The sequence below is a fragment of the Arthrobacter sp. 2MCAF14 genome, assembly GCF_052115645.1.
In the GTDB taxonomy this organism is placed as follows: domain Bacteria; phylum Actinomycetota; class Actinomycetes; order Actinomycetales; family Micrococcaceae; genus Arthrobacter.
Genome location: NZ_JBFRHB010000002.1, coordinates 260,191 through 282,027 on the forward strand (window position 1 = coordinate 260,191; position 21,837 = coordinate 282,027).

General features: G+C 62.1%; 23 protein-coding genes. 9 read left to right on the forward strand and 14 right to left on the reverse strand.

Features of this window, described 5'->3' with window-relative positions; all coding sequences use genetic code 11:
• Positions 1–62: 62 nt before the first annotated feature.
• The 4 genes from AB4074_RS03135 to AB4074_RS03150 all read right to left on the reverse strand — a co-directional run bounded on the left by AB4074_RS03135 (position 63) and on the right by AB4074_RS03150 (position 2,793).
• Positions 63–635 (reverse strand): hypothetical protein, encoded by a 573-nt coding sequence (locus AB4074_RS03135; protein ID WP_441412047.1) that lies wholly within the window; start codon positions 633–635, stop codon positions 63–65.
• A gap of 111 nt (positions 636–746) precedes the next feature.
• Positions 747–1,439, reverse strand: a complete 693-nt coding sequence (locus AB4074_RS03140; protein ID WP_441412048.1) for a hypothetical protein — start codon at positions 1,437–1,439, stop codon at positions 747–749.
• Positions 1,440–1,584: 145 nt separating this feature from the next.
• Entirely contained in the window at positions 1,585–2,337 is a 753-nt protein-coding gene (locus AB4074_RS03145; protein ID WP_441412049.1) for a M50 family metallopeptidase, read from the reverse strand.
• A 75-nt stretch (positions 2,338–2,412) separates the two neighbouring features.
• Positions 2,413–2,793, reverse strand: coding sequence for a hypothetical protein (locus tag AB4074_RS03150; RefSeq protein WP_441412050.1), 381 nt, complete (start codon positions 2,791–2,793; stop codon positions 2,413–2,415).
• 115 nt (positions 2,794–2,908) lie between these two features.
• Between AB4074_RS03150 and AB4074_RS03155 the strand changes: the two genes are divergently transcribed.
• On the forward strand, positions 2,909–3,493 hold the full coding sequence (locus tag AB4074_RS03155; RefSeq protein ID WP_441412051.1) for a hypothetical protein: 585 nt from the start codon (positions 2,909–2,911) through the stop codon (positions 3,491–3,493).
• Between the two features lie 261 nt (positions 3,494–3,754).
• Here AB4074_RS03155 and AB4074_RS03160 read toward each other — a convergent pair whose 3' ends face one another.
• On the reverse strand, positions 3,755–4,525 hold the full coding sequence (locus AB4074_RS03160; protein WP_441412052.1) for a metallophosphoesterase family protein: 771 nt from the start codon (positions 4,523–4,525) through the stop codon (positions 3,755–3,757).
• A 209-nt stretch (positions 4,526–4,734) separates the two neighbouring features.
• Here AB4074_RS03160 and AB4074_RS03165 point away from each other — a divergent pair, with 209 nt between their 5' ends.
• Genes AB4074_RS03165 through AB4074_RS03180 form a run of 4 tightly spaced genes read left to right on the forward strand, consistent with a single transcriptional unit; the run spans position 4,735 to position 6,394 of the window.
• Entirely contained in the window at positions 4,735–5,037 is a 303-nt protein-coding gene (locus AB4074_RS03165; protein ID WP_441412053.1) for a hypothetical protein, read from the forward strand.
• 36 nt (positions 5,038–5,073) lie between these two features.
• Positions 5,074–5,655: a hypothetical protein gene (locus AB4074_RS03170; protein ID WP_441412054.1), complete on the forward strand. Its 582-nt coding sequence runs from the start codon at positions 5,074–5,076 to the stop codon at positions 5,653–5,655.
• A gap of 2 nt (positions 5,656–5,657) precedes the next feature.
• A complete protein-coding gene (locus AB4074_RS03175; RefSeq protein ID WP_441412055.1) occupies positions 5,658–6,065 on the forward strand; it encodes a hypothetical protein in 408 nt (135 codons plus the stop codon).
• Entirely contained in the window at positions 6,062–6,394 is a 333-nt protein-coding gene (locus AB4074_RS03180) for a hypothetical protein (RefSeq protein WP_441412056.1), read from the forward strand. Before AB4074_RS03175 ends, AB4074_RS03180 begins: the two co-directional genes overlap by 4 nt.
• Positions 6,395–6,938: 544 nt before the next feature.
• Here the strand turns inward: AB4074_RS03180 and AB4074_RS03185 are convergent.
• The 4 genes from AB4074_RS03185 to AB4074_RS03200 form a co-directional block, all read right to left on the reverse strand.
• Positions 6,939–7,382, reverse strand: coding sequence for a helix-turn-helix domain-containing protein (locus tag AB4074_RS03185; protein ID WP_441412057.1), 444 nt, complete (start codon positions 7,380–7,382; stop codon positions 6,939–6,941).
• Between the two features lie 284 nt (positions 7,383–7,666).
• Entirely contained in the window at positions 7,667–9,016 is a 1,350-nt protein-coding gene (locus tag AB4074_RS03190) for a tyrosine-type recombinase/integrase (protein ID WP_441412058.1), read from the reverse strand.
• Entirely contained in the window at positions 9,016–9,255 is a 240-nt protein-coding gene (locus tag AB4074_RS03195) for a helix-turn-helix domain-containing protein (protein ID WP_441412059.1), read from the reverse strand. Before AB4074_RS03195 ends, AB4074_RS03190 begins: the two co-directional genes overlap by 1 nt.
• 389 nt (positions 9,256–9,644) lie before the next feature.
• Positions 9,645–9,899, reverse strand: a complete 255-nt coding sequence (locus AB4074_RS03200) for a PfkB family carbohydrate kinase (protein WP_441412060.1) — start codon at positions 9,897–9,899, stop codon at positions 9,645–9,647.
• Between the two features lie 64 nt (positions 9,900–9,963).
• Between AB4074_RS03200 and AB4074_RS03205 the strand changes: the two genes are divergently transcribed.
• A complete protein-coding gene (locus AB4074_RS03205; protein WP_441412061.1) occupies positions 9,964–10,275 on the forward strand; it encodes a substrate-binding domain-containing protein in 312 nt (103 codons plus the stop codon).
• Positions 10,276–11,417: 1,142 nt separating this feature from the next.
• Here AB4074_RS03205 and AB4074_RS03210 read toward each other — a convergent pair.
• From AB4074_RS03210 to AB4074_RS03225, 4 genes are all read right to left on the reverse strand, one after another.
• Positions 11,418–13,025 (reverse strand): APC family permease, encoded by a 1,608-nt coding sequence (locus AB4074_RS03210; RefSeq protein WP_441412062.1) that lies wholly within the window; start codon positions 13,023–13,025, stop codon positions 11,418–11,420.
• 467 nt (positions 13,026–13,492) lie between these two features.
• A complete protein-coding gene (locus AB4074_RS03215) occupies positions 13,493–14,260 on the reverse strand; it encodes an SDR family oxidoreductase (RefSeq protein ID WP_441412063.1) in 768 nt (255 codons plus the stop codon).
• 95 nt (positions 14,261–14,355) lie between these two features.
• A complete protein-coding gene (locus tag AB4074_RS03220; RefSeq protein ID WP_441412064.1) occupies positions 14,356–15,087 on the reverse strand; it encodes a triose-phosphate isomerase in 732 nt (243 codons plus the stop codon).
• Positions 15,088–15,252: 165 nt separating this feature from the next.
• On the reverse strand, positions 15,253–16,053 hold the full coding sequence (locus tag AB4074_RS03225; protein WP_441412065.1) for a DeoR/GlpR family DNA-binding transcription regulator: 801 nt from the start codon (positions 16,051–16,053) through the stop codon (positions 15,253–15,255).
• Positions 16,054–16,730: 677 nt separating this feature from the next.
• On the opposite strand from AB4074_RS03225, the gene AB4074_RS03230 reads away from it, so the two are divergent.
• The 3 genes from AB4074_RS03230 to AB4074_RS03240 are packed head-to-tail and all read left to right on the forward strand — an operon-like array spanning position 16,731 to position 19,513.
• Positions 16,731–17,228, forward strand: a complete 498-nt coding sequence (locus AB4074_RS03230; protein ID WP_441412066.1) for a YjbQ family protein — start codon at positions 16,731–16,733, stop codon at positions 17,226–17,228.
• A gap of 2 nt (positions 17,229–17,230) precedes the next feature.
• On the forward strand, positions 17,231–18,691 hold the full coding sequence (locus AB4074_RS03235; protein ID WP_441412067.1) for an FGGY-family carbohydrate kinase: 1,461 nt from the start codon (positions 17,231–17,233) through the stop codon (positions 18,689–18,691).
• An 18-nt stretch (positions 18,692–18,709) separates the two neighbouring features.
• On the forward strand, positions 18,710–19,513 hold the full coding sequence (locus AB4074_RS03240; protein WP_441412068.1) for a sugar phosphate isomerase/epimerase family protein: 804 nt from the start codon (positions 18,710–18,712) through the stop codon (positions 19,511–19,513).
• Between the two features lie 826 nt (positions 19,514–20,339).
• Here the strand turns inward: AB4074_RS03240 and AB4074_RS03245 are convergent.
• The gene (locus AB4074_RS03245; RefSeq protein WP_441412069.1) at positions 20,340–21,824 is read right to left on the reverse strand and encodes an aldehyde dehydrogenase (NADP(+)); all 1,485 of its coding nucleotides are present in this window, start codon (positions 21,822–21,824) and stop codon (positions 20,340–20,342) included.
• Positions 21,825–21,837 lie beyond the last annotated feature (13 nt).

Below are 21,837 nucleotides of genomic sequence, written 5' to 3' on the forward strand. Positions count from 1 at the left end.
CTTGTCAGGCACAGAAAAGGGCCGGATTTCTCCGGCCCTTCGAACCCCTGCTGGGGTGTTTACTAGCTCTGTGTTGCGCCCGCTGCGGTGACAATAAAGCGCGTGACCTCCTTGCCATTGGCCGTCGTCGCGGTGACAGCCTTGATGTGCGGATCGTTGCCCTTCTTGGCGCGGCTCTTGAGGGTCCGCGGATCGATCCCCATGATGGCAGCCGCCTTCAGTGCTGAGACGCCGGGGAGTTCCGGAATCTGGTACTTCTCCCTGGCCCGCTGCCTGGACTTGGCGGCGCGTTCCCGTGCAGCAGCTCTTCGGACTTCCTGGCTCGCCTCAATCGTGTCCTGATCCCTGCGCTTGCCGAAGGCTGAGTGGATCGTGGAAGCGTCAGCCTTTTCCAGTGCCCGAGCGATTTGGGCCAGCGTGGCGCCGTCGTCCCGGGCGTCATTGACGTCGTCCGGCAGGCGCGCCTGGTAGGCCTTGAGGATGGCATGCCCGGCGGCCAGCAGCGAGACGGCTGTGAGGGGCGGCTTGCCGGACGTGGTGTCGCCGGGCGGAGCGAAGTTTCGCTCGGTCAGGGCCAGCATGAGCTCTGCGAGACTTTCTTCAGCGTCCATGTCCAAGGACTTGTTGTGTTCCATATCAAATAGAGTACCCCATATGGACATTGGCTGTTGATGGCCGCTGTGTTTTGCAGTGGCAGCAGAAGCCGGCGGCCGGGAACGGCGGCCGCCGGCTTTCGGGTTGAGCCTCTAGGCGCCGCTGCGCTTAAGCCTGTAGAGCGGGACGATGAACAGCCCGCCCATGAGTACGCTTCCGCCGGCGGCCAGCCAGTTCGGCTGGGGGACAGTATCCCGAACTGGCGCAGGATGCGCTGCAATGCCTGGCGGGGTAGCAGTGGCGCTCGGCGCTGCAGTAGGAGTAGCGGTGGCGCTCGGCGTAGCGACGGGGCTAGGGCCCGGTGTGGTCGGCTGGCTGCTCGGTTGAACGGGGTTCACCACGTTCGGTGCCTTGGAGGCTACCGGCGCCGGCGCCGAATAGGTCACGCTGAGGGCCCGGACATATGCCACACCCGGATCGGCGAGGGCGCTCTTGGCGCGGTCGGTGCCGTGGGCCTCGGCAGGTACCTCGACGGCGACCCAGGATTCATCGTTGGCCGTGAATGGCGGCGAGACGCGGACGAGGCCCGGAGACCCTACTGCGTGGACCGAGCTCTTCAGCATCACGTCAAGCCCGGAGCTAGGCTCCGTATTGAGAAACACGTCCTGGAGCGTCGTCGCGTGCATAGTCAGGTCGGCAATGGACGAGGGGATCGGTGCGCCGTCGTACTGGGTGCTGGAGGGCGCCGACGCCAGCACTGCGGCGCCGGCCGCCAGGGGACTGGCGAAGATGAGGCAAGCGGCCAGGGCTCCGGTCAGGATGCTTCGCGTTACTGCGGTGTTCATTCTTGCCTTTCCGGGCCTGTTCAGCGCTGGAGTCGTTGGAATGGATTGTATATGTCGATTTGACGTGCGCTATATCTGTGAGCCTACCAGCAAGTGTACGGAACTGGTATCCCCTTCTGACTCCGGGGCGGAGCCTTTGGACCGTCTAGCTGGCGGCCAGGAACAGCGGCGCGGCGGCCGCGATGGCGCCGTACCAGGCGGCGGCGATGGTGCCGGCGAAGAGGGTCAGCCAGAAGCGGGCCGGGGCGCCTGAATTCTCGGCCAGGATGTTGGCGTCCGAAGGGGTGTCCCCTTCGACATTCTCCGGGCCGAAGGACTTGACCATGAAGAAATCACGGATCGCGGCGACCAGTAGGGCGAGGCCCAGGAACAGGGCCACGTGCCCGGCCGCGGCGGGTGATGCCAGCCAGACCAGCGTTACGGCGGTCACGAAGCAGCCCAGCGCGAGCAGGAACCCGAACCGGTTCCGCGTGACCATCAGGGACCACAGCAGGGCAGCAGTATCGACGGCCAGCGCCAACGGTGCCCAGCCGGCCAGGGCAGCGCTGAACAGACCAGCGCCGACCAGCGCCGGCATGGGGTAGCCCCAGAAAACGGCCCACTTGAGCCCGCGCGTCCCGAGCACTTTACTGTCGAAGCCGCCGTCGCCGTACGAGTGGACTTTCACACTGATGTCATGGTGACCGGCAGAGAGGGCTGCGGTGGCATGCCCGACCTCATGGACCAGGGCGACGAAGGGGCTGAAGATCCGCCAGACCCGGGGAATGAAGCACGCGCCGGCGGCCCACAGCAAGGCCAGGACGATCTCCCAGGCGCCGATGCCGGGCACTTGGACGGGGTGCAGGGTGGCGCCGAGGGACGCGAAGAAGTCCGGTACGGGAAGCAAGGGGTGGTCCATTCGTTGATGTAGGGTGGGATTAACAGGGACACCCCGCCGGATGGCCGGCGGGGTGTCCCTCTTGCTGTTTCCGACTCAGGCGGCGGCCAGGCCGTAGAACTCGCGCTGGTAAAACTCGCGCTGGTGGACCAAGTAGGCCTGGCGCTGGTCAATGGCGGGCTCGGCAGCCTTGAGGATTCCTTCGATCAAGTCGGCGGTTAGACGGCCGGAGACCTCGAGCTCTTCGTAGAGCTCCTCAAAGACCTCGTAGAGCTCGGGAAGCTTGTCGTTTAGTGCCGTGAGCAGCCACATGGCATCGGCCGCGATCGGGTCACCGAAGGCCTCGGTTGTAGTCACGATGTCCGCCAGCTCACTCACGATTTCCCCGCCATGCAGGCCGCTGATCTCCTCCGGGCTAAGCACCCAGCGGGGCTTGCGGGACGATTCGGAAGGGAAGGCGATGATGGTAGCTGACATGGCGGTCGTTCCTTACTGGTTGGGGTCCTGCAGTTTTTTTTCAACGTAGCCTAAAGCCGTATCGGTGTCCACCCTAACGGATCCCATTTTTGCGTAGTGTCGTACACTGCAAAGAATGACCATCGACTTTGACCCCATCGGAAACGCCGTGGACTCCGGCCGAGTGCAAACTGCTCTGGGCTTCAACCGTGCCCGGCTGAATGCCCTCGTGACCGCCAACTATAACCATGGCGTCGTTACCACCAACTATGACCATGGCGTTGGTGCCGCCCTGCCCCGGCCTGTCGGCGTCCTGGGCGGAACGATGATCTGGGATGTCCACGAACTCGAGGCTGCACTGCCGGCCATCCTGGAAGCCCGTCAGAACGTGAAACGGAACGCGCCCCGGATCGAGCGGGAGCCTGTCACTTTCGAAGCCCTGGCCGCGCGCCGTGAGGACTACGAGGGCATCCCCCACGTCCTGGGCCTGATGGACGCCGAGATGATCGCCGAACACTTCGGAGTCGCACCCCGGTACCCGGGTGAATGGGCGGAGCGGAAGAAACTTCTGCCCCCGCCTGTTGGGGTGGTTGGGGCGCCGGCAAAGACGACGAAGTCACCGCGGCAGCGCCGAGTGTGGGCAGTCGAAGACGTCAAGGCGCACGAGGAGCAGATCCTGAAGCATCTGGCCCGCCGGCGCGAACTGGCAGAACGCCGATAGCAGGGAATATGGCACCCTAAATCGGTTGATATTCTTTGCGGCACTGCCACGGTCCCGGCATAGAAATGCCCTCATCTTCCGCGTGGGCGAGGGCATTTCTATGTGCCGGAACGAACGATGACTCCGGGATGTCCCGGTGACCCGCGTCAATTGTCCAGACACCCTCTGGACATTTGAGCTGGAGCACTACCGCTAGCTGGGTCGTATTGCCTTGTCACCGGGGTAGGGTCCAACGGCCAGGTCAGGCACCCTGATTGCGGCCTAGCTCCCTAGGACGATCAGCGGCTCGACCTTCAGGGTGTCCGCCCGCAACAGGACAGCGTTGCCTGCCCTGGAATTCTCGTCGGCCAGGACGTGCACGGTGGTCTTCCCGGAACCGGCGTGCATCAGCTCGGCGATCCGTCGCTGATGCCAGTGGCCACTGAATACCAGAGGAGGCTGCAGCCGGTCTACGACGGTTCGGAGAAGGAGCCTAGTCTCGTTGGCGCGCTCTTCGACCTCCCGGGGCAGGTCGAAATCGCCCTTCATTGGGACGCCCCACGGAACGTCATGCGTCACGAGGACGTCTACGGGACCGCCGGCCACCAGTTTGTCAGCTTCCTCCTGCTTAGGCTCTTCGTCAGACCACCAATCCTTCTCCTCGGTCCTCCACCTTTGGTCGACGCTGTAGGCCCCGCCCAGACCGCCGACCGTTAGGCCTTCGATCACTGTTCGGCCACCACGGGGAAGGATCAGGATATTTGAGCGCCAGACGGCCAGGCCATCGGCCCCGACGGGGAGCTTCATGATGGTGTCCCAATTGTCATGGTTGCCGCCGGAAACGATCAGCCGCATGTCCTTCTCGACGAGCAGACGATTCAGCCGAGCCTCGAAACGGCCGCGTTTAGGGCCCGGCCAGTCAAGACCGAGGTCACCGACATGGATCATGTGCCGTATCCCGATCTTTGAGGCCGCCCGAACAGCATCAAGGCTGAAGCCGACCGAGCCATGCCAATCCCCGGCAACGACCAGCTGGGAAACTTCGTCTGTCATTCGACCAGCCTATTCGGGCCGGTCCAGGGCTGCCCTCCGAGCCAGAGCTGTGCCGACCTGGCATCACTGGCCTCCACTGTCATCGGGTGTTGGCGATACTATTGCCGCCGAGCCCAAAAATCCGTGACCTTGGTCACAAATGAGGAACTTTCTGGGCTGATTTCGCCCAGTCGGTGAGAGAAAAGACCCTTGCCGCACAATTTAAGACTATGACTACAACTGAACTACCCCAGGTCCAACGCATCACGCCGCCCATCGGCCGCCTCACCGACATGATCCGTCTTGCGTTTCACACGAAGACCAACATGGTCCTCCCGAACGAAATCTGCCAGGCGTGCTGGCTGAATATGGTCGGGATGGTTACCGGGGCTATCGACCGGGACGCCATCCTGAGGGTTGAGCACGGGTGTCCCCATTACGTCGAACCGGACATGGTTTTCTTCCACGCCCTTGAGGGGATGCCGCCGGAGGAATACTGGTCGATGGTCAACCCATGGAGCGAGGCGCTGTAACGCTTACGGCCGCGGCACCACCGTAATGTGTGATACATGAAGACACTGGTGTTGCTGGACGTGGATGGCACCATTATGCCGACCAGGCATCCCTGGACGACAGTGCGGCTTCGCAGCCTTCAGGAGTTCGATTTGATCGTGCCCCCGTACGCGCCGACCACCGTGCGTGTCCGCCCGTCCGTCATCAAGGCCATCAATAGCTGGCATGCGGCAGGCATCGACATCCGCTGGCTCACCTCATGGGGCTGGAGGGCGCCGTGGCTGGCTCGGGCGATCGGCCTGCCAGAGCTCGAGTTGTTCTACGAGCCGTCACCGGGGGAGATCTTCATGTACGCCCGTTCCCAGCGGCCCTGGAAGCGGTTTGCGGTGAGCAATGCCGCGGAGGACGACTGGGAGGCCGGGGTCCGAGTGATCTGGATCGATGACGAGCCGGCCACGGGGCCGACGGAATATCTCGAGGAAAATCTGGCAGCGATGCATCCAAATATCTCCGAGATCCGCATCGTCCGGCCGGATGAGGAACGGGGCCTGACCCTGAAAGAACTGCGTCGCGCGGCCGCACTCCCCGGCATTGAACCGCCGCCAGGGCACTCGATCGGCATGCGGAAGGCGGTGTAGGAATGAACCACGACGAAGCAATGGCTCACGCTTTGGCCGCCAAGAAACGCTGGATGCAGCTGCTCTGCGATGGCTCATACACGCTGGCGGAGACCGCTGAACTGATGGACCCATCGGCGCCGGATCCTGCCCGCGTCCTGGCGCTACGCCGCTCCGGTGGACTGCTTGCCTTCGAATACGCTGGCGAGCTTTGGTGCCCGAAATATCAGTTCGCCGACGGTACGGTATTGCCCGTTATCCCGCAGCTGCTGACCGTAGCCCGCGATGCCGGCGTCACGGACACTGACCTCTGCCTTTGGATGGTCAATGGTTCCTCTCTGTTCTACGAGCAGGACACCCCGGCGGATCATCTGGCCAAACCCGCCCAGGTCGTAGGGGCTGCCCACCTCCACTTCGAGGCGACGTGGTGACGGGCGAACGGCCGGAACGTCGGGAAGACCTCTTTGGCTACGAGCTGCACCTCACTGTGGCCGCGCTGCTCCCGGAACGGGGTGAGGAGATACGGCGCATCGGACTCCGGAACCTGGCACGGCAAAGACAGAGACCCGGAAGCGGTATGCGCGAGGGCTGGCTGGATGAGTGGGAGCGGTTGTTGCATGGCACCGATGAGGAGTTGGCCGCAGGGATGCTGCAGCTGGGCGACCTCGGAAATGACCTTCGACAGATGACGCCCTTCGCCGGGGTGCTTACGGAGGCTGAACGCAGAGCCGCCCTCGAAAGAGCTCGACGGGAAGACTGAAGAGGGGCACCTTCAGCCCCTGTTTGTCTGAACGGTACAAATGCAGCGCCAGAAGGGCCCCGTTCGGCCATTGAGGGCCTGTTCTCCTTGTTCCTGGCCTGTTCCGGTTTCGGCTGCCGTGAAGATCCGCGCCGATAAAGGGATGTGGGCCCGTTTGGGGCTTGTTCCGCTTGTTCCCCCTCGGGAGAGGGGGTGGGGCTTCGTAAGAGAAGAGTGTGAGAGAAAGCGGTGAAGAGAGAGTGAAGCCGTACGAGGGGGGCTATACCCATTGGGGGGAACGCGAGGGAACAAGACATATCTATCTATCTATAGGCACCCCTACTTCCCTTTATCGGCGGGGATCTTGGCCCAAAAAGCCTGTTCCCTTTTCTGTTCCCTTTTTGCCGTATTTCCGGGAACCTGGACCCCTGAAACAGGGAACAAAACACCGGATCAGCCTCTGATATGTGCCCAGGACAGTGCGAAGACTCGTAATCTCTCCCACTTGTCGGCATCTTCGCCGAGCCTGATCGGCGCCGCCTACGGCAGGAAAGCCCCAGTAAGGCTAGAGAGGGACCGCCTCAGCCACTATCCTGTCCATCGCGGCGCCTATGCCACCACTGATGACGACGTCGACCCTGATGCCGCCAAGCAGTTCCGAGGCGTCCTGAATGAACTCAGCGATGTCAAAAAGGGTGATGCCGCTACCGTCGAGGAGAAGATCGACATCGCTGTTCGGACCGTCCTCGCCACGGGCACAGGAACCGAACACGCTTACGTTGTGGAAGCCGTATTTCCGTGCCAGCTGCTGCAACGCCTTGCGGTGCCCGAACAGCGTGAGAGACGGCCGCCGAAGCTCGCTCAGGACCCGCTCCGCGATCGCAGGGCTCGGTGTACGTTGCCCTAATTCGAAGGCTGAAAGCGTCGAACGCGAGACACCCGCCAGACGGGCGAGCTCCGCCTGGCTGACGCCCGTGAGCGTCCTTAGTCTGCGGAGGTCGTAATCCATCACGCCATTATGGCTGCGTTGCCGGAGTCGCGGAACCGAGGTCCCGAGCGCATGGAAGCCTCCTCGTGCCACGGACGGACAGTTTGCCGTTCAGAGCGGCACGGTTTCGGCCGCTCTGCAGACGCTCACGATGCGGGCCTGCTACCTTTCTCGCCGGCTCTCGCCGGACGCGAACGACGGGTGCCTGTCGTTACCGGTGGACTCCAAGCAAAACCACATTGGTAGGTATGGGAATAACATGCGAAGCCAGCTTCGAGGTTATCGAAACGGCAGATTCAGCCGTACTACGATGGCTGACTCACACTCGGATCCCCAGGCCGGCCGCGTTTGTACATGACGCTGGCCAGATGCTCACTGCTGTCTGGTGCCTCTTGCCGCTCTCGCAGATACGAGCGGACGGTCACGGCGGTGCGCTTATGCCCCAATTGCTGGGCTGCTGTGTCGATCGAAACGGTTTCGCCGATGAAGGTGCCGACAGAGCGTCGGAACGTGTGGGGCGTTGCGGTCGCAATGTCGCAGGACTCCCGGCGTTCTTGTTTCCTTCCCCTGACTTCTTGCTCCTCTTCAGGGAGGTCGTAGGCGATGTCAAGCTCCTGTCGGACTATGCGCCACCGACGACGGAAGTTGTTTAGCTGCATCCAGGCGCCGCCCCGGGCTGGAAATATCGCGCCGTTGGGATTGGTGCGCCGTTCGTTGGCTCTCCTGGCACGAAGCATTGCTGCCACGTCGGGGCTGATGCGAAGATCGAGCTTCTTAATGCCTGTCTTGATGTAGTCATGGCGGAGCATGGGGCGTCCTTGCTCCCATCCGACCTTGCCGTTGATCTGAACCCAGTACGAGCCGTCATCGGGCTGGTCGATCCATACGTCCTCCCACCTCAGGGCCAGGAGCTCCGAAATCCGCATTCCTGTGGCCAGGAGCAGTTCCACACCGTCGGGGATGTCCAGATTCTGTCTCGGTCCCGGCCTAGTTATCTGCAGTTGATCTTCTCCGTGCTTTCGTACTGAGGCCAGAACGCGAGCCATGTCCTCCTTTTCGACTATCAGGACCGGTTTCTTGCGAGGCCGCGGCAGGGGGGCAACCTGCCTGACTGGGTTCCCGGGAATCAGGCCCAGTCCGGCACACCAAGTCAGAATGTTGGAGAGGATCACCCGGTTGTGTTCGGCCTTCGCGTAGTAGCGGCCGCCGTCGACGATGCCGTGGAGGAAGTCAGCGCAAGCTTTGATGTCGATGTCGCCCAGTGTAAGGGCTCCAAGAGCAGGCACGATGTCGGCCCTCGCCATGCGGGTGTACTCGTAGGCCGTACTGACACGCAGTGCCTGGCCGCCCGCCTCGATATATGAGATCCAGTTCTCAACGACTTCAGCAAATAGTGCTTCCGCTCCTTGCTGAATCTTCGTGGACGACTTGGCTTCGGCGGCCTTCGCCCTAGCCTTGTCCTCGGCAGCCATCGCCTGAAAGACGGAGAGAACTGCGTCCTCGGCCTTACGTGCTGTCGTACCCGATCGCATTCGCTGGACAAGCTTGCCTTCCAAGGTCTTGTACCGTCCGCTGGCCAGGTATTGGCCGTCAGGCTGTCTCTTGGCCTTAGGTATCTTCCCCCATGATCCGGGCCGAGTCTCGTGATTGGCCATTATGCGGCCCTCGGTGTTACCCGCTGCAAGGACAGCCACGTGGCCATGTCTTCGATTGCGTAGACCACCGCGCCGTCCAGTTGACGGTAGTACGCGGGTCCTTTCCGTTGTGCAGCCCAGTTGGCCAGTGTTCCGGGAGACCGGCGCAAATATGCCGCCGCCTCGTTTCGTGTCATCAACTTCGACGGCATCTCGCGGGTACTTCCAGTGGTATTTCCAGTAGTGCTTTCAGTGTTCATGTGGACTTCTATTCGCCGTACGGCCTGACGGGTGTCACTTTTTGCACGACTGCTGAAGAACAAGGGGATATAACACTTTGAATAACACTTTGACCGTGAGCGAACGTGATCCGGATGTGATCCTCCGTGATCCGGTATGACGCCAACACCAAGTAGCTGCAGGTCAGACCTTGAATTCGTGAGTCTGCGTGAACCAGCGTTATTCCGAGTTCGCATCGAAGAGGCCAGGAGTTCGAATCTCCTTAGCTCCACATGAAGGCCCTTTGACCTGCGGGAACGTGGGGACGGAGGGCATTTTTCGGGGCGAGTTTTGAACCCACTCCACGGAAACCCCACGTTTTGGGACGAAAACGTCCTTCCGGCGACGGCGATAAGCTGTGAGCCTGACGCTACTTTCCGCTGGAATGGGTCCTTTCCATTGGCAGCTCGGCGGCCAGCGCGCCGGCAAAGGCGTCCCGGCAGCCGGTTGTGTCTAGCGAGCGGATTTTCGTGGCGTCAATATGTAAGGGTTTGATCTGCCAGGCCTCGAGGTTCTCCATGACGATGGCGCTGGCAGCACCGAGCGTGATGACGGCGTTTCGTGGTCCTCTCTCGCCTAGAAGGGCACCGACCACCCACGGCCGCTCCGCCGGGAGTTGTGCCAAGCCAACGGCTTGGAGGGCCTCCAACTGAACGAGCCTCCGCCATTTCCAGGCAGGAGCTTCCGAAGTGACCGCCGAGTGGCTTCGCTCCGCAGATGCCCCGCGCGCCATATACGCCACTACTAACGAACAGGCGCACGGGGTGCTCTTCGCTGCGTATTCCCTCGGACTCGGCGTCCCGGGGGAACTCGCGGTCGTCGGCGTCGACGGCACCGAGGCCTCCGCCTATTCCGAGCCCTCTCTGTCATCCATCCGCCAGCCCACTCAAGCCATCGCCCGGAGGGCGGTCGAGATCCTTGTGGAAAGGTCCGCCGACGATCCAATCGTGACGGAAATCTTCGATTTCGAACTGATCGTCCGAAAGCCATCCAAGGCCTGACAGCACAGCCCCGCTCCGGCCCGCGACGCGAATTGACGGAGGTCGCCCCGAGGATCCATCCCCTACCACCAGAACGGCCAGGAGCATGCGAACATGGACACTTCCAGCGAGACGGCTCACCTGCCGCGGTCAGGACCACCTTCAAGTCTCTGTCGAAAGTATCGCTGCATGACCATCCCGACGGCGGATTGCGACGGGTAACCATCGTTGAACTCGCGGACGAGGCAAACCTTTCACTGCCCCGTCGCGGTGCGTGGTGAAGGACTTGTGTCCACTGCGAAGCACCCGCACAGCCCGCCGGTGTGAATCAGGCGCCCGACCGCGTCGCGGCCGATGTCGTGGCCTTCGCGCCGCAGCTTCCAATAAATCTTGCGCACCGAATATCCTCCGCGCCCCGACACAGCGCAAAGGATTCAAGTCATCTGCGGGCCAGCAGCGCCGGGTAGCGGGGGGCGGTCACGATGGCGGCAACGGCGTCGGCGCCCAGAGAGCAACTCGTGGAGAGGCCAAGGGCCCGAGCGCAGGTGTCCGGCAGGGCCTGGGTTCTTCCAACTCGCCCGAGGCGCTGTCGGAACGGATCCATATCTCGGGGAGGTCCGCGTCAACGTCTACATATAGGCGCGTGTCGGGTCCGTGGGCTTCCAGCCAAAATCCGGTTCCGTCAGGCATGACGGTTTCGATCCGGCCTGCACGATTCGTCACTCCTTGGCAGCGAAGTTCGACGAAGATGCCGGGTTCGGGGACCCATTGGTTGACGCGTGGCGGGTTTAGACCGGGTTGGTCCGGGATCGCACTCACGGGTTGCTCCTTGATTCGAAAACCGGCCCGGGTCGGCTCTGATCCGGAGTCTCGGGCCGGGTCGACAATAGGACGTGCGGGTCTGCGCTGAGCAAACGCGGGGTGGCCCCGGCGGGCTCGACACCGGCCCGCCGGGGCCACCCCTCCGGCTGTCCCCTGATTAGGGCCGGCCGGTCCGTGCTTTGGCACAGGTTCCTCCGGAGTTTGTCATCGCGGGGCCGGATGGACCCCTCGTGCTTTGGTTCGGTCCGAAGGGCGTCAGCTCAGCCACACATTGAGGGGTCGGTCGTTCGGTTCCGATGATCGGAGCCAGAGCTGATGATTGGTGGTGCCTTGGCTTCTGATCAGCTGGTCCGCTCGGCCCGGTCGGCGGCGGTCACACGGCCGATGGTCCCTGTGGCTGGAGAGTCTTCGAACTCGTGCGGATGGGTTGAGGCGTAAAGGGGTCCTGCTTCGCCTTTCTTCAGCCGGGGACGGATCCCGGTGAAGAACCAGATCGCCGCCGCCGCCATGACTCCGAGGAAGACCCATCCGTTGCCGGCGAACTGAGGAAGGAACAGGAGCCCGGCTTCCACGATCAGGAACATGACCAAGCCGACGATGTAGATCGGCATCCGGGAACGTCCCAGGTCGAACGTATCCTGCTCCGGTTTCGGGATGCGGCCCTTTCGGTGGCCGACGATCAGGCCCGCCGTCTGCAGGATGTAGACGGTGAAGAACGCGAGCGTGCAGATGCCGAGGAAGTACGTGAAGGCTGCGGCGTCCGCCAGCGCGGAGAGCGTGAGCGCGATGGCGATCGCGGCCATCACGAAGACGGCGTTGGCTGGGCTGCGGTGCTTCGGAGAAACGAACCGTAGCTGGCGCGAGAACGGAAGCATGTTGTCGCGAGAAAGCGAATACGTCAGGCGCGTCGCGAGCAGCATGTTCGAGAGCAGGCACACGAAGATGTTGGTCAGGGCGACGGCAACGACGATCTTCGAGAAGACCGGCCCGGCCTGCTGGGCGATGATCTCACCGATCGGGGCGCCCTGGTTGGCCGCTACTGCGGCAGGGTCGCGGATCGCGAGCACGTAGACGATGTACATGAGAAGTTCGATCACGCTGGAGACGATCAGTGCGTAGAACATGGTCCGAGGGATGACCCGGCGTGCTCCTTTTGTCTCTTCGGCGACGTCTGCACTCGCTTCGACGCCGATCAGGCCGAAGAACGGGCCGATCGCGGCGGCGAGCCACGCGGCTGCGTAAGAGCCGTCCGCTGTCCCGCCGTTGAACAGCACCGAGATCGGCTGGCGATGCTCGGGGACGGCGAACGCGAGAACACCCACAATGAGCGTCGCGGCAACGGTGACGACAAGCTCCAGGCTCACTCCGATGTTGTTGATCATCGTGGTCAGTCGGACGCCGTAGGCGTTGATCAGCATGCAGACGATGATCACGCCGACCGTGATCCAGATCTGCTGCTCTGGTGTTTCGTTCCAGTCGAATACGGAGCCGATGTAGCCGGCGAAGGTGTAGGCCACGCCGGTCATCCCTGACACCCATCCGATGATTCCTGCGAACCCGGTGAACCATCCCAGTGTCGAGCCGTTGATGCGGCTGGTCCACTGGTACGCGTATCCGGCCAGGGGGATCTTTGCGGCCAGATCCCCTGCGATCAGTGCCCATACTGCGAAGACAACGACGGCGAGAAGCAGTGTCCAGACGAACGGGGCTCCGGCCGTGAAGTAGCCGGCTCCGAAGCTGGAGAAGACGGCTGTCGTCGCACTGATCGTGGAGAAGCCGATTGCGAAAGAGGCGACACGGCCGATCGATCGGTCGAGGCGCTGCTTGTACCCGAACTCGGCGAGGCGAGTGTTCTCGTCTGCAGTGTCGTCGGGGGGAGGAATCAGTTGGGCGCTGGTGCTCGATGACGACGAGCTGCTGGGAACTGAAGCTTTGAAGTCATTGCTCATGATCGTTCTGTCCTAGGAATCTATGCCGTTCACCTTCGAACGGCCTGTGCGGGGTATTGGCCTATCACATCGACGCCTTATGGCGTCAGTGAAATTAGTTTGTTATGCATTGATTGGCTTGAATTGAAAGTATTCACCAATCGAGGTCCGCATGGTTTGTGTCAGCGGCTCAGAAACGTCTCACCCTTTCAATTGTTTAGTTGGAATGGCGCGTTTTCACTCGACGGGTTTTCGGGCGCCAGACTTCGGCGGTTGGTGTCGTGTATTCCGTAGGCAGAGTGAATTGTCGACCTCGCCCCGAACCATGACCAACGCAAAAAGCTGTAATAGCGTCATTTTGGTTGCCGTCCTCCGTATTATTCGAACCTACGCATCGGGGAAATCTTCTTATGCTCTTTCGCGAAGCCGGGACCCGGCTTCGGAAGGTGCTTACCAACATCCAGCCGGAGCACAGCCGAGACCGGCACTCAGATCGCGGTGTATCCGCCATCGATGATGATCTGCTGGCCGGTCAGGTAGCTGGAAGCGTCCGAGGCAAGGAAGCCCACGAGCCCTGTAAGGTCCTCGGGTGTTGCCATGCGGCCCAGGGGAATCCGGGAGATCCAGTCGGCTTCGAGGGCCGGTTCGCGGTCGATGATCTGCCGGGTCAGGTCAGTGAGAACGTACCCGGGGGCAATGGAGTTGACCCGGATGCCTGAGGCGGCCCACTCGACCGCCAACGACTTACCGAGGTGGGCGACCGCTGCCTTTGACGCGTTGTACGAAGCCGCCCATTGAGGCACGTTCACGATGGAGCCCGACATCGACGAGATCAGTATTGCGCTTCCGGGCAGCCCGGCCGTAAGCAGTCCGCGACCGAATGACTGTGCTGCGAAGAATGTCCCGGTCAGATTCACGTCGATGACCTTGCGCCATGCATTGGCTGAAACGTCCACGGAATCGCCATTGATCTCGATTCCGGCCGCGGTCAGGAGTACCTGCGGGACACCGAGTCGCTCACCGACGGCGTCGAAGGCCGCGGCTGTCGCGTCCTGGTCGGTGACGTCGAGATGCAGGCCGATCGTTTGTACACGGTACTTATCAGCGATCTCTTGGGCGGTTTCCGCAACATTGTCCAGCAGGTCGAGCAGTGCAATGTTGGCGCCCTCCGCGGCCAACGACCGAGCGACCGCCAGGCCGATGCCGCGTGCTCCTCCGGTGACGACGGCGGTCTTGCCGTTGAGGTTGGTGTCCATTGTGTTTCTCCTTGTGTCGTGATCCTTGGTGGATCGAGGCAAGTGGTTGGTTGTTGGGACATGAGGTTGGTTGTTGGGGTCTGACACGGGCGGAATCACGGCCTTCGGGCCGCGTCCCACCCCGCACGTGTTGCGGCGATGAACGCGCGTGCAGCATCGAGCGGATCCTCGGCGCCGAGTACGCCGCTCGTCGAGCCGGTACCGTCCGCGCCGAGGGCCATGATGGCCTGGGCGGTCGCGGGCGAGGCAACGCCGCCTGCGTGCATCATCATCACGGCAGGGGCAGCACGACGGATCGCGTTGTTCGCCGGCACAATCCACTCCCGGGCGCCCGTGCTTGCCTTGCCGATCAGTTCCGGGGGTTCGAAGAGAATTACCGTAGGATCGAGGTAGGTTAAGCGCAATGCTTCAGCCTCGGAACTCGCACAGAGAATCGTGTCAAGACCGTTGAGCCGCGCTCGCTCTGCGGCGGCGGCGAGGTCTGCGATGTCCATGGGGTTGCTGTCGTGATTGAGCATCACTCCGGTGGCCCCGGCATCCACGAGAGACTCCGCGATCACCCGGCCAACGGAGCTTCCCATGGGCTGCGGGTCCATTCCCTGCGCGAACACGAGCACTCCGGTGTTTAGGTCACTGATGGGTGCTATTAGTGCCGTGGGCACGGTGAGCACCACACGAACCCCGAATTCCGTTCCGGCTGCGCCCGCGGCCCACGCAAGGGCCTCCAGTTCGTGACGGCGCAACAAGCTCTTGGGCCCGATCTCGAAGAAGGGGCTGGTGAGCGCTGTGCGGCGCAGTGTGGGGAAGATGGTTTGTTGTGTGTGCATTTTCGCTACTCGGTCCAAGTGGTTGTTGCGATTGACGGAGGTCATTCGCCCGATATGGGGCGACTGTCAGAGACGGGGAATGCGATTGGCGTTGCGATGTTTGGCTTGCTCAGGGGGCGCATCGTCGATGACAAACCGTGTCTGAGGTGGAGTTTCGCTTGGGCGCTATGACGCCTTGAGCGCCTCTGTTTCGGGATCGACTAGAACGAGCGTCAGGTCCTGCGGAAGTTCGTTGAGAGCCTCGTGCCCCGGGGGAGCGTCCGTCACTACTACGTCGATGTCATCGAACGTTGCAACTTTGGCGAGAAGAACCCTGTTGAGTTTGGAATGGTCGAACGTGAGTACAACACGGTCAGCTCTCGCAATCGCGACGCGTTTGCCTGCTGCTTCGTCCGGATCGTAGTCGGTCAGACCGCGAGTGGGATGCACGCCTGAGATCCCCATGATGTAGGTGTCCACGTTGTAGTTCGCCAAATCGTCGGAGACGGTGGGACTCGTTGTCAGCATCTCGGCAGCCTTGACCTTGCCGCCCAAGAGGTAGATGTCGACATTGGCGGCCTGGGAGAATTCGACGGCTACGAGCAGACTCCTGGTAAGGACTGTGAGGGGGACCTCCCGGGTCTTCAATTCGCGAGCGATAGCGAGCGCGGTGCTTCCTCCGTCGATGTAGACCACCTCATCGGCCTTGATCAGGTCGGCCGCCGCCCGTGCGAGGTGGGCCTTTGTGGCAGACCGTTCGAGCGCTCTGTTCATGAGCGCGGGCTCATGGGTCTTCGGCTCCAACATGATCCCGCGTCCTCCGACGAGTCGCCGTAACACGCCGGCATCTTCCAGGCTTTCGAAGTCACGGCGGATCGTCATTTCCGAGACGCCGAAATGCTTGGCAAGCCAGGCGATCTCGACCTCGCCTCCGGTGCGCGCGAACTCCTCGATCGCCTCCTGCCGCTCCTTGGGGCTCAAAGCCATTCTTCTCTCCCTCCGTTCTGGACGGGGTTGGTACGAAGTTTCAAAATCTGTTGAAATTTCACATCAGACCACCGAAGTTCCTAGTAATAGTGTGACTCAGCATCACAAAGTTTGCAAGAGTCACATCTTTGGGTTGCAATGATGTGAATTTATCACATACAGTGGTTGCTATCACACAGTGGCGCGGGGGCTGGCCGCGTTGTCGGGCCCTACGTCGTCGACGGTCACGTCCGGCTTCGGCCATCGAGTAGACCGCCCCGGGGGAGAGGAGCCCATGGTCGTGTTGCAATCGAGCACGACGCCCCGTGCAGGCACTACTGGCTCAGGGGGCTCAGGGCCGACTTCCCATGGCATCGCGATTACGCCGTTCGAACCAGGGCGTGCTTTTGCCGGGACGCGGTTTTCAGGAGGCATGTCCCACGGCTGGTCGGTCAAGCCTCCCGGATTCCGGCTGAGAGTACTCTCGGAAGACGAAGGGCATCTCCTGGGGCGGCGACGTCGATGATGTGGCATCGGAAGGGCCTCCTGAGGGGGGGCCGATGGATGAAAAACGCCGAAAAACCAAGTACGGATGCGACCTGGGGCCTGCCGATGAGCTGAGCCCCCGGCATCGGTTACGGCCCCGCCCACCGCTGTGCTGCCGTCCCTGTTTGAATGACCCGCATGAAAGGAATCTCATGACCACCAAGCTTCACTCCATCACCATCGAGACCCCCGCACGTCAGGAGTTCTTCGATGTGACCCGGGAACTCGAGGAGTTCGTGAGCGGCACCGGGGTGTCGGACGGGATCGCTGTCGCATACTCACAACACACCAGCTGCTGCGTGCTGCTGCAGGAAGAGTCAGAAGACAGGACGTATTACGGCACGCAGCTGCTCCTCCAGGACACTCTCAACGTGCTTGCCAAGATCGTGCCGCCCACCAGGCATGAAGGCCAGTACCTCCACCCCGGACCGATCCACATCCGAAACGCCGCCGAGCTGCGAGGGGAGCTCCCGGAGTGGGGGCTCAACACGGACGGGCACATCATGTCTTCGATCCTGGGCCGGTCGGAGATCATCCCCGTGGAAAGCGGACGCTTGGTGCTGGGCGAGTTCGGGCGTGTGTACTTCGGCGACCTCGACTCGGTACGCCCAAGGCAGCGCACCGTCCGCTTCATGGTCATGGGCGAGTAGACATGCTGGTTTACGCAGTCGACGTCGGCACCACAAACGTGAAGGTGGTGCTGTACGACGACAAGCTGACGCGGCTGGCGATGGCTCAGGCGCCGGCCGTGTATCACCGGGAAGGCGAGCGGGTCGAGTTCGATCCGGTGGCCCTGTTCGACCTCGTGCTCGATCTCATTCATCGATGTGCCGATCGTCATGGCCAAACAGCTGCCCACCAGGCGATCATCGTGCTCACTGGGCAGGCCGAGTCGCTCGTGCTCACCGACGGCACCGGCGCCCCGGTGCGGCCCGCGATCTCATGGTTGGATGACCGCGCGACGACGGAGGCGAGGGAGTTCGCGGAGCACTTCGGTGCCGAACGTGCGTTCGCCATAACGGGTGAACCGGAACCCTCCGCCACTTGGCCCGCCGCAAAGCTGCGGTGGCTCTCCCTGCACGAACCCGCCAAACTAACTGCGGCGACGAACGTGCTGATGGTCAAAGACGATTTGCTCCAAAGGCTCACCGGCGAAAGAGTCGGCGAGGTCACCACGCGTGGATTCACCTACTTTTATGATGTCCCGGCAGGGACATACTGGGATGAGATGCTCGACTTCTGCTCCATAAGCGCCAAGTCCCTGCCGCCAGTCGTCCGTGCAGGTCTGGACATAGGAACCGTGAAAGCCGAAGTGCTCGCCCGGCTTCCCGAGGCGGCCGGATATCGCGTCAACGCCGGGGCACTCGACCACTTCTGCGCAATGGTCGGGACCGGGTCCTACCGGCACGGTGTGGTGAGTGAATCTGCCGGCACCGTCCTTTCACTCTCGATGCTGGCGAAAGACTGGACGTTCGATCCAACGCGACGCGTCTCATTTCATGCCGGACTTCGGCCGGAGGAGACGCTGCTGTTCAACGGCGTCGATAGCGGCGGCGTCGCCCTCGAGTGGTACCGGCGCGAAGGCCTGGCCGGCATGGCTTACGAGGACCTCGAGGAGCGATTGCAGGCGCGTCAATTCACCGACGCCCCGATCTTCCTGCCCTATCTCACCGGAGTGAACCCTCCAGACTTTTTCGCCAACGCGAAGGGCGGATTCCTCGGCATCGATCTGGGCCACGACCGCATCGACCTGGCGTACGCGGTAGAGGAAGGAATCGCCCACCTCCTGCGCCGCAATGTCGAATACCTCTCACCAGGCGACACCCCGATCCACGAGATGGTGTCCACAGGCGGCGGAGCGGCATCGAGTTTCTGGAGTCAGCTTAAGGCCGACGTGTGCGGTGTGGACGTACTCGTCCCACACGAACGCGAGGCAACCTGCCGCGGCGCCGCGGTCCTCGCTCTGGTCGAAGACGGTCTTCTCGGGGGAATCGAAGAGGCCACGACACTCAACAGGCCCGAAATCGTGCGATACAGGCCGTCGGGGACGCCAACGCATGCGGCGCGGTACCGATTGTACGAGGACTACCTGAATCGCCTTTACCGAAACTAGACAACAAGGAGAAAATACGTGGAACTATGCTGTTCGTCCCCGATGGTCCCCGGGGCCACAATCACCGAGAAAGCGCGTCACCTGCGCGCTTGGGGCTACGACGCGATCGCAGTCTTCCAACCGTTTGCCGACTGGAATGAAGAGACCAAGGCGGAACTGGTCTCTCTCGAGGAACGCACCGGCATCCGGCCGGCCGAGTTCGTCCTGATCGACGATGTCTACGGCAATGCCATGTCATCCGACCCGGAGCTGAGGGAACGCTGCCGGGCGATGTATCGGCAGGCGGCGGAAGTATGCGCCCAGATCGGAGCGGTCACGGAAATAGAATTCCAGTACGGTCCGCAGAATCCGATGCCCCTGTTCGACCCGTACCAACAGCTCAGCACAGAGCAGGAAGGCGCGTTCGTCGCCTTCTACCGGGAGATGCTCGATATCGTGGCCGGCACCCAAGGCCGCGTGCTCCTGGAACCTCTGAACCGATACGAGAGCAGGTACCTTAATCTGATCTCAGACAACGCCCGCATCGTGGATGCGGTCGCCCACCCGAATGCGGGCCTCCTTCCCGACACGTTCCACATGTCGATTGAAGAAGAGCGGATGGGAGATGCCCTCAGACACGCAGGCGACCGGATCGTCCACGTGCACCTAGGAGACAGCAACCGTTTGCTCCCGGGACAGGGAATCCTCGACTGGTCCGAGATCTTCGCCGCGCTGCAGGAGGTCGGATACAAGGGCTACGTAAACCTGGAGTGCTCGACGAGCGGCGATCCGGCAAACACCTTGCCCGCAACGGCGCGCTTCCTGCACCAACTCATGGGCTGAACCACCGGCGCTCACTCACGCCGAACCGATCACCGAATCAGGGGCCGCCTCCGGAGACCAACAAGTCCGGAGGCGGCCCATCTTCCATGAAAATGAGGCGTCGGAGACGGTGGCGCTCTGTCCGCACTGGAGGAGTGGCTCGAGGATGACCTGTAGCCCAGTGATTCAAGTTGTCGCAGCGCAAGGACTTTGGTTTTAGCCGGTGTGCGGCGGAGGTAGAGGAAATGCGCACGCGCTTCACAATGAAGGGGGTGTCCGCTATCGCCGGCTGGACATTGCTCCTAGCCCGAGGCACTGCGAATGGTCGACTGCCTCACCGGCTTCCTCTTCGTGACTTTTCCTCCCGGCGAAGCGGTGAGATCCTCGGTCTCCCCGGCTTGTTGGCTCAGGACGCCGAGTATCCTCGAAAAGCCGGGCACGGCGATCGTCGCCCGCGTCGGTGTTCGCCCGCCAGCATCCGGCCCCAATTTCAAGCCTCTTCACCGGCAACCAGAGAAGGTGATGCTGAGGTGCTAGCTGGATAGTCAGACGGTGATTCTTCTGCAGGACGAGCCCAGGCAGGAACCGACGCCGAATCGTCCACCGTGATCTACCAGCAGGTCTCGGTTGCACGACACAAGGGCCGCGGAGTCCTCATGATCAGTTCAGACCACGACGAAGTTCTTGGCCTCTCCGACCAGACCGCAATAGAGGTCGACGGTCAAATCACAGAGATCTGCGACATCGGCGAGATCTCACAGGATGCGGCGCGTCTCGGTCGAACGCGGAGCGGTCCCCCTTGGCGCGACGGGATGGGATCGGCGGGTTGAGATGATCGAGTTGCCGACTACCCTGCGTCCCTTGTCCCGGTTTTTGGAGCGGGTTCGTGTGTGCCGTTTACGCGTCGGGCAATGCGCCAAGGGTTGTCATCGCGTAGGGGATCGGGCAGCTGGGAAGGGGGGAACGAGTCGTAGGCTACGGGGCGCATGAATCTGCCGATGGAGGCGGTGCCAACTGAGGTGGTGCCGGAAGTTGTGGCCGGGTATGGGCCCCCGTGTTGCTGGGCGTACGTGACGCTGACGCCTGTGGGCCACGCGTTCCAGATGATGCGGCCACTGCGTTTGGTGAGCATCGCCAACAGATCCGTTACATCTTCATCAGGTTCAGCGTGGACGGTTGTGGTGAGCTGGCCCTCGAGCAGCGCGGCCAAGTCTTCGAGCTTGGTCCCCGGCTCGTATTGAACCAGCAGAGTCGCCGGGCCGAACATCTCGCTTCTAAGCAACTCCGGATTTTGCTGGATGACCGGGGCGCTCGTGGCGAGAATAGTTGGTCGTGGCGCTTCGGCGTCATCCCCGGCAACCAGTTTGTAGACCCCATCCGAACTGCCCACTGCCGCCAGCGCCTTTGTGAACCCCTCATGGAGTTTCGGGCTCAGTAGAGGAGAGGACTCCCTGTCGTTGAGTTTGCCTCGCAAGAACGCAGCCACTTCTTCGGCCTCCTCACTGCCGCGAACAGGGGCGAACAGCAGCCCTGGTTTTGTGCAGAACTGTCCCATTCCCATTGTGAAGGAGCTCGCAAAGCCGGAGAGAATCTCGTCCCTGCGTAGCCCCCATGCGCGCTCTGTGACGAAAACAGGATTAATGCTTCCCAGCTCTCCGTAGAAGGGGATGGGCTCGGGGCGGGAGGCGGCCCGGTCAAAAAGTGCCCTGCCGCCAGATGTCGAACCGGTAAATCCAATAGCCTTTACCAGCGGGTGGTCCATCATGGCCTCGGCCGCGGACCGGCCGGTGATCGTTGAGAACAACCCGTCCGGTGCTCCGGCTGCTTGCAGTGCGGTGATGACGATCTCCCCGGTCCGCGATGCCAGGTTCAGATGTCCTTCATGGATCTTGTGGATCACCGAACAGCCGGCGGCCAGGGCGGATGAGCTGTCGCCGCCCATCACGCTGAAAGCGAACGGAAAGTTCGAAGCACCAAAAACGCCCACTACTCCGAGCGGGACATTCATTCGACGGATGTCCGGCCGGGGGCCAGCCCCCCAGGCCGCATCCAGATGGTCGATGGTCACATCAAGATTCTCGCCGGATGCTATTTCCGCGATGAAGAGTCGGAGCTGGAAGACGGCGCGCTTGAGCTCGGAACGCAGTCTCGCTTCGGCCAAGTGGGTTTCCTGTTGGCCCAAGCTGACGAGTTCCTCGGCGTGGGTTTCCAGCGCCGTTGCAATCGCGCCAAGCCAGACAGACCTTGCTTGTGGGCTTGCACGGCGTGTTTGGTCGAACGCCCGGTGTGCTGCCTCGATACGGGCGTTGGTCTCTTCGACTGTGGTCTTCATAGAACTGCTCCTC